The organism is Pseudomonas simiae (assembly GCF_900111895.1).
Lineage (GTDB): Bacteria > Pseudomonadota > Gammaproteobacteria > Pseudomonadales > Pseudomonadaceae > Aquipseudomonas > Aquipseudomonas simiae.
The window spans coordinates 42,915-55,635 of the sequence record NZ_FOKB01000002.1 but is presented as its reverse complement, the minus strand read 5'-3'; the positions used below and the strand labels follow the sequence as shown (position 1 = coordinate 55,635).

The 12,721-nt window shown below is 60.9% G+C and carries 12 protein-coding genes and 1 tRNA gene; 4 read left to right on the top strand and 9 right to left on the bottom strand.

Annotated features, from left to right (window positions below; all coding sequences use genetic code 11):
• Nucleotides 1-9: 9 nt before the first annotated feature.
• The 9 genes from sctS to sctW form a co-directional block, all read right to left on the bottom strand.
• Nucleotides 10-273, bottom strand: coding sequence for a type III secretion system export apparatus subunit SctS (gene sctS, locus BMZ57_RS06175; RefSeq protein ID WP_010213339.1), 264 nt, complete (start codon nucleotides 271-273; stop codon nucleotides 10-12).
• 7 nt (nucleotides 274-280) lie between these two features.
• A complete protein-coding gene (gene sctR, locus BMZ57_RS06170) occupies nucleotides 281-934 on the bottom strand; it encodes a type III secretion system export apparatus subunit SctR (protein WP_021491941.1) in 654 nt (217 codons plus the stop codon).
• Nucleotides 931-1,944, bottom strand: a complete 1,014-nt coding sequence (locus tag BMZ57_RS06165) for a FliM/FliN family flagellar motor switch protein (RefSeq protein ID WP_044286608.1) — start codon at nucleotides 1,942-1,944, stop codon at nucleotides 931-933. Before BMZ57_RS06165 ends, sctR begins: the two co-directional genes overlap by 4 nt.
• A complete protein-coding gene (locus BMZ57_RS30045; protein WP_010213343.1) occupies nucleotides 1,941-2,207 on the bottom strand; it encodes a type III secretion system HrpP C-terminal domain-containing protein in 267 nt (88 codons plus the stop codon). The genes BMZ57_RS06165 and BMZ57_RS30045 overlap by 4 nt, the downstream gene beginning before the upstream one ends.
• 188 nt (nucleotides 2,208-2,395) lie before the next feature.
• Nucleotides 2,396-2,824 (bottom strand): type III secretion system stalk subunit SctO, encoded by a 429-nt coding sequence (gene sctO, locus BMZ57_RS06155; protein ID WP_069673374.1) that lies wholly within the window; start codon nucleotides 2,822-2,824, stop codon nucleotides 2,396-2,398.
• Entirely contained in the window at nucleotides 2,811-4,157 is a 1,347-nt protein-coding gene (locus BMZ57_RS06150) for a FliI/YscN family ATPase (protein WP_217628733.1), read from the bottom strand. The genes sctO and BMZ57_RS06150 overlap by 14 nt, the downstream gene beginning before the upstream one ends.
• 8 nt (nucleotides 4,158-4,165) lie before the next feature.
• Nucleotides 4,166-5,065: an FHA domain-containing protein gene (locus BMZ57_RS06145; protein WP_031290790.1), complete on the bottom strand. Its 900-nt coding sequence runs from the start codon at nucleotides 5,063-5,065 to the stop codon at nucleotides 4,166-4,168.
• 34 nt (nucleotides 5,066-5,099) lie between these two features.
• On the bottom strand, nucleotides 5,100-7,193 hold the full coding sequence (sctV, locus tag BMZ57_RS06140; RefSeq protein WP_021491945.1) for a type III secretion system export apparatus subunit SctV: 2,094 nt from the start codon (nucleotides 7,191-7,193) through the stop codon (nucleotides 5,100-5,102).
• Nucleotides 7,190-8,254, bottom strand: a complete 1,065-nt coding sequence (gene sctW / locus BMZ57_RS06135; RefSeq protein WP_010213348.1) for a type III secretion system gatekeeper subunit SctW — start codon at nucleotides 8,252-8,254, stop codon at nucleotides 7,190-7,192. The genes sctV and sctW overlap by 4 nt, the downstream gene beginning before the upstream one ends.
• A 263-nt stretch (nucleotides 8,255-8,517) precedes the next feature.
• Here sctW and BMZ57_RS06130 point away from each other — a divergent pair, with 263 nt between their 5' ends.
• From BMZ57_RS06130 to BMZ57_RS06115, 4 genes are all read left to right on the top strand, one after another.
• Entirely contained in the window at nucleotides 8,518-9,069 is a 552-nt protein-coding gene (locus BMZ57_RS06130; protein ID WP_010213349.1) for an RNA polymerase sigma factor, read from the top strand.
• A 191-nt stretch (nucleotides 9,070-9,260) separates the two neighbouring features.
• A tRNA-Met gene (locus tag BMZ57_RS06125) sits at nucleotides 9,261-9,337 on the top strand.
• Between the two features lie 347 nt (nucleotides 9,338-9,684).
• Nucleotides 9,685-11,904: a cytochrome P450 gene (locus BMZ57_RS06120; RefSeq protein WP_233094831.1), complete on the top strand. Its 2,220-nt coding sequence runs from the start codon at nucleotides 9,685-9,687 to the stop codon at nucleotides 11,902-11,904.
• Complete coding sequence (locus tag BMZ57_RS06115) at nucleotides 11,901-12,707, top strand: class I SAM-dependent methyltransferase (RefSeq protein ID WP_044286604.1); 807 nt, start codon at nucleotides 11,901-11,903, stop codon at nucleotides 12,705-12,707. Before BMZ57_RS06120 ends, BMZ57_RS06115 begins: the two co-directional genes overlap by 4 nt.
• Nucleotides 12,708-12,721: the final 14 nt, after the last annotated feature.

Genomic DNA, 12,721 nt, shown 5'->3' with positions numbered 1-12,721 from the left:
GGCGATACCTCAATTCAGGGCCGAGCGGCCGATCATTTCGAAGGTCAGGTTGATCAGCTGGATCAACTCAACGCCGATCCAGCGCCCGGTCATGATCAGCGTGACACCCACCGCCACCAACTTGATACCAAAGGGCAGAGTCTGGTCCTGTATCTGCATCAGCGCCTGCACCAACGACGTCAGCACCCCCACCACCACCGCCACCATCAGCGGCGGCGCCGTCAGCACCACCACCAGCAACATGCCCTGTTTGAACAGCACGATCGGTTCCATAGGCCACTCAGAGATAGGAGAGGAACAAGCTGTCGAGCAGGCGCGACCAACCGGACACCATCACGAACAACAGCAGTTTGAGCGGCAGGGAAATGGTCATTGGCGAGACCATTTGCATGCCCAGTGCCAGCAGCAGGTTGGAGACAATCAGGTCAATGACAATGAAGGGGATGTAGATCAGAAAGCCGATCTCGAACCCCGCCTGCAGTTGCGACAGGACAAAGGCCGGGACCAGCAGGATCAAGTCTTCGCGCTGGACCTCCTGTGCCATTTTCGCCGGCCACAGGCGCGCGGTATTTTCCAGCAGATGGGTCAGTACATCCGGGTCCACGTTGCGCAGCATGAATGCACGCAATGGTTGGATAGCCTCACGTCCCGTCTGCAAAAAATTGGTCACGCTGCTTGTGTCCACGGGCGAGGCCTTGATGCCCTCGGCGATCTCGTAACCGACCGGTGCCATGATAAACAGCGTGGCGGCCAACGCGATGCCATTGACGGCCATGCTCGGCGGCACCTGCTGCACACCGATAGCGTTGCGGGTGATCATCAGCACGATGACAATCTTCAAGAACGATGTGCAAATGATCAGCAGCATTGGCATCAACGCCAACGCCCCCACAAACAGCGCCAGGATGAGGGGATCGATCCCCTGGAATGTCATCGACCGAACATCACGCGTGACAACTGCAACCCTAGGCGCCCGTCTATTTCGACCAATTGACCCTGGCCAATCGGCCGGTCGCCATAATACAAGCCAGCCATGCCCGGCGCATAACCGCCGATGCCGAGCACCGCGCCAGGCGCAAGGTTACGCAATTCGCCCAGGGTAAGGTTCAACGTGCCACAACGTACGTTCAGCGCCATGCTCAGCTCATCGAACGGTTCGTGGCCGAATACGTCCATCACGGGTTCATCCTCTTCATGCCCGGCGTAATGGGGGGCGATGAAATCTTCGTCCATAGACGTGTCCTCGATTGAAGTAAGGGTCAGGCACAACGGCCCGCTGTCATCGTCAATGCGCCCATGCAATCGCCGTGTACCCGCCTGCACGTAGCCGCTGCCCTGGACTAGAAAACAGGCCTGTTCAAAGACCAGCACATCGCCTACACGCAGGTTGCGTGCTTGCGCGATCGGTAACTGCAGACGCCCAAGGACCACCGCAATCGCTAACCGAAACGACGCTGGCATCGGCCTGGCGATGGCGCGCCAAGGTCCGGCATCGCATAGCGCTAGAAAGCTCTCCGGGGCCAGCCACAAATACCCCTCGACCCGGGTTGTCCCCAGGATCACGCTGATTCGACAGCCGAACGCCTTGGGTCGAGCACTCTCCAGCAATCGCACATAGCCCAGCAGGGCCTTCACCTGCGGACTCAAGTGGAGCTGGAACAGCGGCCAGAACCAGGACTCCGGGTCGTTGCCGGACGGCGCCAAGACCACCGGACATTCCCCCAGCAGGCTGAGCAACGGCCCGGCTTCGGCGAGCGCCAGCACGCCGCACACCGTTTCGAAGCAAAGAGCTTCGCCACCCGCGGGCGCGCGGCCAGGTTCGAGCAGCAACTGACCGTTGCGCCCTGCCACTTGGAACGGCAGGCACAAGCCACGCCCCAGTCGACGCCGAGCGGCGACCGAGTCGCCCTTGATCAACGGCAATGCGAGCAGTGGCACGATCATGCGCAACTGACATTGGGCAGAAACAGGCTGACCGGCTGTCCCAGCGTCGCCGCGAACCGGTCCTCACACTGTTGCCGCACACCGCTGAGCCAGCGCACCGTCGCCTTCTCTTCCGCATCCAGCTCGACATTCCAGGCGCCCTGTTCTCGGCGCACACTGGCGTTGATCCGCCCCAGGCGGGGCAAGTACAGGACTGCCTGAAGCGGCCACTGCGAGGCAGCCTGCATGCGCGGCGCCAGTTGCTCGGCCAGCGCCTCGATCATCGCCGGGCCACCCGACGTCCGGGTTCGTGCTAGCGGGGTACCCGCCCCAGAGCCCTCACCGTCATCAGCCCACAATTGGGAAAACAATCGCGTTAGCTCCGCAGGAACGACACCCGCCATTCCCGGCTCTCGCTCTTCTCGCGCGTCACGCGGACGGGGCCGCTCGGCGGGCTTATCTGAAACCTGGGTCATGTCGGCTCCTGCGCCAGTAAAAGAGATAACTCCTGAAGTTTTTCCACCTGCCGCAGGCAGACGGTGACCTGCTTCTGGGCTCGGCCGACGCAGGTCTGCTTTTCTTCCTGCTGGCCCTGCAAGGCTTCCAACTGCCCCATGCCTCGCCGCGTAACGGCAGACAAGGAACGCTCCTGCGCCCCCCAGGACTTCAGCGCCTGCAGGTTCAATACCTGGCCTTGGTGCTGGCTGAGCAGTTGGGCACTGCGTTCGGCTTCATCGCGCCGAGTCTGTTCAAGTGCCTCCTCGGCCTGCCGGATAGTGGCAAGCAGGGCCTGCTGGGCGCGCTTCGCCTCGCGCAAGGCTCGCTCGGCCCGATCTGCCCGGTGCCGACGCAGGCGCCGCAGCGTCTCGACTTCGCCAAGCAGACCATCAGAATGGGACATAGGCGGTCAGCTCCTTGAGTTGCTCCAGCGTCGCCGTCATCGGCGCAGGCTCACGCAAGTCCTGGCGCAAGAAATTATCCACAGCCTGGCGACTGTCCACCGCCAGGTCGGTCAAGGCATCGCTGCCGGGCTGGTATTCCCCCAGCTTGAGCATCAGTTCGATCTGTTGATAGGCCGACAACAAGCGTCGCAACGCCGTACCCGCCTGAATATCCGCAGGCTCGGCCACGTTGCTCAGGATCCGCGACAGACTCGCCAGCACATCCACTGCGGGATAGTGCCCACGCTCGGCCAACTTGCGAGACAGCACGATATGACCGTCGAGCAGCGAGCGGACTTCATCGGCCACCGGATCGTTCATGGAATCCTGCTCGATCAGCACCGTATAGATCGCCGTGATTACCCCCGCACGGGTCAACCCAGCGCGCTCCACAAGACGCGGCAGCAGGCTGTATACCGATGGCGGCAGACCGCCGCGACCGAGAGGTTCGCCGGCGGCCAAACCGATTTCGCGCTGGGCCCTGGCAAACCGGGTCAGGGAGTCGATCAGCAACAACACACGCAGCCCCTTGCGCCGATAACCTTCAGCCAGTGCCGTCGCGGTGAAGGCCGCGCGGGCTCGCTCCATACTGGATCGGTCGGACGTAGCGCACACCAATACGGCTTTGGAACGCAGCTGTTCATCGAGTTCATGATCGAGAAACTCACGCAGCTCGCGGCCCCGTTCGCCGATCAGGCCGAACACGATGACATCGCAGTCCACGTTACGGGCGATCTCCGCCAGCAGGGTGGTCTTGCCGCACCCGGCGCCGGCGAACAGGCCCACGCGCTGGCCTTCACCCAACGTCAGCAGGCCATCGATCGACCGCACGCCGGTGGCCAGCGCGCGGTTGATGCGCGGGCGCTCAGTGGGCAGCGGCGCCTCACACAACACCGCACTGGTGTCAGGCAAATCGGCCTCGACAAACGCACCGGGGCCTTCTCCCGTGATCGGCCGCCCGAGACCATCCAGCACTTGCCCCAGCAATGCCTCGCTGACCTGAACCCGATGCGCGACGCCAAGACGCTCCACGCCAGCGCCCACCTGCACCCCCTCCAGATTGCCCAGGGCGCTGAGTACCGCGTCCTGCTGATCAAAACCGATGATCTCGGCCAGCATGTAGTCGCCCGGCTTTTTCTCGACCCTGCACAAGTCACCGATACGCGCCTGGGGCAGCCGACACTGGAGCAACATGCCATTGACGCGCTGGATGCGCCCTCGCATCGTCACCGGCGCGAAGGTGGCCAGCGACTGGACTTGACGCTGTTGCCAGGCCTCCAGCCGTGCTTGCATTTCCGCACTCACCAGCGCACCTCATAGCGCTGTTCGCCATCGAACACCACCTTGCTGTTGTCGATCAGCACCAGGCGCAGGCCGTCGACTTCATCCCCGACAAACAGTCGGCTGCCCTCCTCCAGGACCACGTGTCCATTCGGCCCGCCCACGATCTGCACAATCTTGAACGGCAACGTCCCATCGCGTACGCGCACACGGCTGATCACCGGGACCGCGCTGTCGAACTGCTCGCCAAAACGGCTGAGCATGCGCGCGACCAGTTCCACATCATCCTGTGAGACATCCCCATTGAGCGCGACCTGGCCATTGACCACTTGCAAGCTGACACGCTGGCTCAATTCACGTTCACCGAGCATCTTCAACAGCTGCTGGCGGACCTCAAACGGCGAGGCCAATTCGTGCTTCTGCACCACAGGCGGCATCAGGGATGCCTGAGCCTCAGGCTTCCCGGTGGACGCCATGCCCACCACGATGAAGATCACCGTCACCACCAGCACCAGCGTGATCAGGCGCTTCTGCTGCGCCTGGGAGATGGCCGACAACTTAAGCACCGGCACCGGTTCACTGACCCGTGGCGACACAGCCGGTGCGGGGGCTGGGGCCTGGGGCCAGGGCTCATCGGCCAAGGTGACGCACAACCGCACGTTCCCCACCGAAAACGTTACGTTCAGCCCCAGGTGCGCAATTTGCGCCAGCACCTGACCATCGGCATCCTGCAACAACCCGGCCTCAGCCTGCACCGACCAGTTCGAGTCGACAAGCCGCAACCGGGCATGCTGCTCGGCGATGCCAGGGTCATTCAGCACCAGGTCAGCATCGGCGTGGGCACCGATGCTCCACTGCTCCCCGAACAAGGGCAGCGCCGCTCCCTGATGCCGCCCATCAAGCACGCGCAACTCGAACATCATCGAGCCCTCCGTGCTGAACAAAACCGAACCTTCATGCCACCGCACCGCGCATCAATTCGTCCTGGCCCAAGTCAAAGCGCCCCAGCACCTTGACCTTGGAGGCGCTGCCCAACTCGGCGAAAGACAGCACCGGCACGTGGTTGAACTCCTCCAGCAGCAGCGTGCGCAGCGGGCTGCGCAAATCCTGTGCGACCAGCATCACGCTCTTGAGTTTTGGCCGTACGGGAAAGGCTTGATTGAGCAGGCTGACCAACACCGCACTGTGTTCGTCATCAAGGGCGAAGAACACCCCCGTCTGAGTCTGGCGCAGCGCCTCACGCAGGATGTTTTCAGTCTGCGGCGACAACAGCCAGGCATGCAGGCCGTCGGCTTCGCTGTACTGGTGGTAGATCTGTGCCTTGAGCGCGATGCGCGCGTAGTCGGCCAGCGCGTCCGGCTCACGTTCATGCTGGCCGTACTCGATCAGCGACTCGACGATCAGCCGAACGGCGCGCAACGGCACACCCTCGCTGGCCAGGCGTTGCAGGACCGCCGAAAACCGCGACAGCGGCATAATCCGCTGCAGCTCCTGGACCAGTTCCGGTTGGTTGTGTTCCAGCCAACTGAGGATCGACTTGCTTTCCTGGATCCCCAGGAACTGCGGCCCGCTGAGCATCATCGCCTGCTTCATGCGCTCGACGATGAGGCTCGCCGCGGTGAAGCGCTCCAACTGCGGATCATCCAGCAGCGGATCATCCGGTGCCAACCAGAGCCAATCCTGTTCATCGCGCTCTACCAGCCCCGCAATGGCGTGCGCCGGCTCAACCGACAACGCCTTACGCTCAACCGCCACATGGCTGACAACCGATGCCTTGACCATCGGTACTTCGTGGACACAGAAACGCATTTCATCGTCGGCCAGTGAGTCGTCGAGCTCCACCTCAAACGGTGGCAGCGTCAGGCCGATATTGGCGACCAGTGCATTTCGGGCCTGGCGAATCGAGTGAACAAGATCAGCCACCTCAGGCGTCCCTCGTATCACCGGGGAGAATTGCAACAGATAGGGTCTCGACGGATCAAACCCACGCAAATCCTCACTGCCGTTCTCTTCGGGACGCACCGCTTCGGCGGTTTCAGCAGCGGGCTGTTCCTGCCGTTGACGCTGGCGCATCAGGTAGTACCCCAGGCTGCCGGTAACCAGCGCAATCAGAATGAACACGCCCGTCGGCATGCCGGGTACCACGGCAAAGGCGAGCATGCCCACCGAGGCGATCATCCAGCTCTTGGGTTCGCTGGTCATTTGCCGGGCGATTTCGGCGCCCATGTTGCTGGCGCCCCTGCGTCCGTCCGGCGCCACACGGGTGATGATCATGCCGGCGGTGAGGGAGATCAGCAGCGCCGGGATCTGTGCGATCAGGCCGTCGCCGATGGTCAATACCGAGTACAGCGATATTGACTCGGAAGCGCTCAGGCCATGCTGGAACATGCCCGTGGAGAAGCCGCCCAACAGGTTGACCACAACGATGATCAACCCCGCGATGGCATCCCCTTTGACGAACTTCATCGCGCCGTCCATGGCCCCAAACAGTTGGCTCTCACGGGACAATTGTTCCCGTTTGTCCCGCGCTTGCATGCCGTCAATCAAGCCGGCACGCAAGTCGCTGTCGATGGACATCTGCTTGCCGGGCATCGCGTCCAGGCTGAAACGCGCGGCCACTTCGGCCACCCGCTCCGAGCCTTTGGTGATCACCAGGAAGTTGACCAGGGTCAGGATCAGGAAGATCACCATCCCCACGGCGAGGTTGCCGCCAACCACGAAATTACCAAAGGCCTCGACGATATGACCGGCGTCCTGCTCCAGCAGGATCAGGCGCGTCGTGGCAATCGACAGCGCCAGGCGAAACATGGTGGTCAGCAGCAGTATTGACGGAAACGATGAGAACGCCAGGGGGCCTGGCAGGTACAACGCCAACACGATCAACAGGCATGAGATGCAGATATTGAGCGCGATCAGGATGTCCACCAGCCAGGTGGGCAGCGGCACGATAAAGATGAAGACGATGGCCATCACCACCACGGCGCCCAGCACTTCTGCGCGTTGCGCGACCTTGAGCAGAAAGCTGTTGATGGCCGAAAGCGCAGTCACGCCATGCCCCCCAGCTCAGCAGGAAGACGCGCAGGGCCACGTGTCACCCGATCCAGTTCGCCGATCACGGCCAGGAAACCACGCAGGGTTTCTTCGCGTACTCGACTGTCGAGCCATATCGCCAATGGCAGTTGCTGGACCAGCGGATACAGTGCATTGAGGGCCAACAATTGCTGGGGGCTCGAACTGCCCAACAGGTCGCTCCCGAGTCGCAGTATTTCAGCAGCAGCGATACCTGCACCGGCGTAACCCAGCAGGCGTTGCAGCAGGGCCACGGCATCATGATCGATACCCAGGCGTTGGAGCAGGGCGTTGCAACCGGTCAACACGCCGCTCAACTGTCCACAGCTTTGCAGCCCCAGTAACAGGGTACGCAGCATCGGCGTAGGCAGTGATGACACCTTGGCCGCGATGTCGTCCGCCAAAGCCTTGCGCATCATCTTGAGCCCTTCGGCAAGCCGTTCACCGCCATACACCCCCAGCAGCGCCTGCATCATCGTCGACAACGATTGGCGTGTGACCACACTGGCGTAGTAGAGCGCACGCAGCGCCTGGCGCTCCTGTGGATCGGCACTGCCCGCCTGCAGCGCCAAAGCAATGTTCAGGCCTGCCTGGATCTGCCCTTTGAAGCGGACCTCCAGCTTGGCGATGGCATCACGGGCCAACGCCGCTTCCGATGGGCGCACTTCAGCGTCTGCCTGGGTTGCCACATATTTGAGTACCACGAATGCACGCGCGGGGTCCCCGCCAGCCAGCGACAGCAATTTGTCGACACTGGGATGCTGCAGCAATTGCCAGCGGATGCGGCGCGAAAGGCTCGCAAGGGTCGCCTGGGCAGGGTGCCCCAACTGATCATAAATTTGCGCAAGCTGTTCGGCCGGAGGCACGCGCACGCTCATCTTCCGCTGACTCAAGGGCTGGCTGTTGTTTTGCACTTCCAGGCTGAACAGGTGAGCGAGCTCATCCAAGCCCGGAACTGGCACCGGCGTGGAGGTCTGGCTGACAGCAGGTTGATCCAACTGCTGGACGGCTGGCACATCCGGGGAAGATTCGACTTTCATGGACAGACCTGAACAGGAAGAGTGTTTCCCTGTGTGGCAAGGCCAGCTCAAACGGTTCCATCAAGTCGAATGCCACGAAAAATTTGAAAAGACTTGCACAGACCTCCGTGGCATCTATGCAAGGTCCTGCGCAAAATCACTCCACTACAAAATATTTATTCATAAAAATCAGTCAGTTATATAAAAAACAGTCTTGGCATAGCCAGTGCTAAAGGGGTTCCCGTCGACACCTTTTCGACTGCGTCTACACCAAGGAAACAATCATGAATATCCCTATTGAAGCTTTAGCGCACCTCGTTGGCAGCTCGCCTCAATTCATGCTTCACCTGACAGACGAACAGCAAAAAAAACTTCGGCGCTTCATTCACAAGCGCGTACTCAACCCGGAAGATGCAGATGATCTTCTGCAATTGACGTACCTGGAAGCCTGGCGCAACCGAGAGCGTTTCAGCGGCAATGCGACGCTCAGCACGTGGATGTGTGGTATCGCGCAAAACCTTATCCGTAACCACTTCAGGCGCATGTACGCCAAGCCGGTGCATTGCGAGTTTGACGAGTCGCTCTGGCATGGTCAGGAGGACAATCGCAACCTGGATTGGGAATTTGAGGTCAACCGTCGCCTGGAAAAAACCCTGAGCGCTATCGACCATCTGCCGGTGGAAATGCGCAAGACCCTGTACGCCTCACTGGAAACCGACGGCAGCTATCAGGACACAGCCGACGCGTTGGACATTCCTATCGGCACCGTGCGTTCACGCCTGTCACGGGCCCGCGAACAGCTCAAACGCGCCACGCACAACCCGAAACACCCGTAGCGTCAGTGCACGCGTTGAGCGGCAGGGATATCTGCTCAACGCGATCGAGTTTCGCGGGTACTCGGCAGGGCGAAGAGTGATCCACTCGTCGCCAGATTCGCTGATTTCGCTTAAACAGTTGAAAGCGTAGATAAAAATTCAAAATAAATGCTTGACGCATTGCCGTTCTACGCGAATAATGCGCGCCACTTGGCTACATAGCTCAGTTGGTTAGAGCATAGCATTCATAATGCTGGGGTCCGGGGTTCAAGTCCCTGTGTAGCCACCAAGTACCGATCCATAGACGTCTACAGCAGTCTATGAATCACCTCAAGAAGCCCGCCTCGTGCGGGCCTTCTTGTTTCTGGCGTTTCACAAGGCAACAGCCTGACAGCGCCATGTCCTGAACGTCCCTCCCCTGCGCGACACGCTCATCGGCCCGGAAATGCTCACCACAGGGCGACAGTTGGGTTAACCACGAGCACTGAAACTCCATTTCTGTATCCGTTCTGTGTGATTTCCGGTATCGACATCAGATAACGACTACATCCGAAGACATTCGCTTCCAAGCATGATCCCCATGGCTGAATACAGCCACATTGCCCTGAACTGCCCTCAAGCGGAGGCTGCTTGGATATGAAACAAGGATGTCTTGTGACAAACAATTCAGAGGTGAATGTCGCACCGCCAACACCGCTGATCATTCCCGACATACAACTGCCATTCTCCAACCCGACACCGCGCTCTGATCACGATGTGTTGAGGGAGCGTGTGCTCGCCTGGGCGCAAAGATACGGCCTGATCGGTCGCCGAGGGGCACACCGGCTAAGTACCACTGCGCTGCTCGACCTGGGGATGGCGCTGTGCGGGCAGGCGCCCACGCAGCAAGCCGAAACCCTGGTGTGCTGGTATCTGTGGGCACTCATACTCGATGACCGAATCGATGATGGGCCCTGGGCAGAAAATGGCGTACTGGAGCGTTTCGTCACAGCGGTGCAGGCAATAACCGAGAACGACGGTGCCGATCCGCTGGATGAAATCGGCCGATTTGATGACCCCATGCTCGGTGTCCTGATTGATGATCTGTGGCCACGGACACGGAACTGGGGTAACGAGCGTTGGCGGCATAGACTTGTACAGAATTTGCTCAGACACCTGCGTGCGCAGGCGACACTGGTAAACATGCGCGAAACAGGAGCGGCACTCACACTGTCCGAATATCTGCCGTTGCGACGGGACTCGTTCGGTGCACTGTTCTTCTTTGATCTCATCGATGCGGCCGAAACGCTCGACCCCTACCAACACTCAGCCGATATCGAATGGTGGAGCAGGCTGCGGGAGCACGCTGCCGATATCATCACCTGGACAAACGATATCCACTCGATTGCCAAAGATGTGGTGTGTGGCGAGCGCTTCAACCTGGTGTCGATTCTCGCGGACAGCGCCGGCACCGACTGGCCTGCATCGATCGAAGCGGCCCATCAGATGGTGAACGCGGCTGTCTCGGCATTCACCGAGCTCGCCGCCAAGCACACCCGCCAACGACCATCCGCCGCCACCGACCCGGACCGACTGCGTCAGGTTGCCCGTGCGGCGGGCGACTGGCACAGGAGCGTGTCCCGGTATCACCTGCAGGCCAACGACCCGACGGGTCGGATCAACCAGCAGGTGGACCTGAACCTCACCCCGCCTACCCTGAAATCCCGGCAATTCGAAATCGACCCCTACCCCCTTTATGAGCGTTTGCGTACCACGCTGCCGATCGTCTACGACGAGCCCACGGATGTGTGGCTGGTCAGCCGGTATGCGGATGTCAAAGCAGCGCTGACCCATCCCGGAGCGAGCAGCAACAACTACAGCTGGCAGATCGGACCGTTGCTGGGGCACACCCTTGTCGCCATGGACGGCTGTGAGCATGCCCAGCATCGAGCGTTATTGAGCCCGTCGTTCCGCAGCAAGGCCCTCGAAGTACTCGAAGCATCGATCACTTCGGCGAGCATGGACCTGCTGGCGCAGATGCAGGGCCGTCACCAGGTGGACCTCATTGCCGACTTCACCTGCGCGTTGCCCGTGCGGGTGATGGCCCGTGCACTGGGTCTCCCGGCGCAGACCACTGAAGAGGTAGAGCAGCTGAAAAAGTGGTGTGCCATTGGCTTCACCTACATGGGCAACTATCGACAGGATCCGACCCTGTTGACCGGTGGATTGTCCAACCGCGACCGTTTCTACGATTTCATCCAGCCACATATCGACGCCCGACGCACGGTACCCACCGACGATTTGATCTCTCATCTTCTGGCGGCACGGGTTGACGGTCAGCCATTGTCCGAGGCGTTCGTCAGAGCCTACTGCGCGATCCTGATGACGGCCGGCAGCGAGACCAGCCACGGTGCCTTGGCAAATCTCATTGTGAACCTGCTGGACGAGCCCGGCGTCAAGGAGGCGGTGATGGCCAATCCAGACTTGATGGACAATGCGCTCGCAGAAACCTTGCGACGCAATCCTCCCTTGCAGCTCGTTCTCAGGGAGGCCCGTGAATCGTTGGAGCTGCCGTCTGGAACCATTCCTTGCGGCGCGACCTTCGCCTGCCTGATCGGCTCGGCCAACCGTGATCCAGACCACTTCACCGATCCGGACACCTTCAATATGTCGCGCCCTCACCAGGAGACAAATCATTTTGCCTTCGGAGCGGGTCGGCATTTCTGCCTGGGATCGATACTGGCACGGATGGAGATCACGATCGGCGCCCGCCTGCTGCTACAGACCTTTCCAGGCGTGCGCTGGGCTCCAGGGTTCCAGCCCGCCGAACACGGCTTCCTCAATCGCTGCCCCGACCGGCTGGAGGTCGCACTGTGAACACCACTGGCCCAGCCGAGGAACCCGGCTACACCAACAGCTATCTCGGTGATCAGCAGGCCGGCCAACTAATGCGGCTGCGCACCCTGGAGCGTGCCTTTGACCCGTTGAGTCGAACAGTCTTTGGCCTGCTGCCTCTCCCGGAAAGGCCGACCATTCTTGACCTCGGCGCAGGCGCTGGATCATTCGCAAGCTGGCTGAGCACGCGATACTCCGACGCGACTGTCATCGCCACCGACATTGACCCCCGATTTCTCACCGACATACCCGGCATTCGGGTGATCACTCACAATGCCGCGACCGATGATTTTCCTGCGGCGTCTTTGGACGTGGTGCACGTTCGGGCCTTGTTGTGCCACCTTCCCGAACGCGAAGACATTCTGACCCGATTGGCCACCTGGGTCCGTCCAGGCGGCTGGCTGGTAATCGAAGATGTGAGTCTGCAACCCAGCCTTGGAACAGCCAACCCGTTGTTCCGCAAAGTCGCCCAGGCCGGCGTCACGCTCCTGGAGCAGTCCATTGGATCCGACATGCTCTGGGCCGATACCCTTCCAGGCCGGCTACGTGAACGGGGGCTTTCCAACATCGGCTATCGCACCCTGGAAGGCCGAATCGGCGACGACAGCCCGGCTGATGCCTTCTGGGCGACAACTACAGCACACGCCGGGCCGGCACTGCTCAAGCGCGGCCTACTTTCTCAGAACGACCTTGATGCCATGGTCAAACTGCGCGCCTCCCCGACGTTCACCGAGGCCGCTTTGACGTTTATCAGCGCCTGGGGACAAGTGCCCGAACGTGGGTAAGCGACCGCATCTGC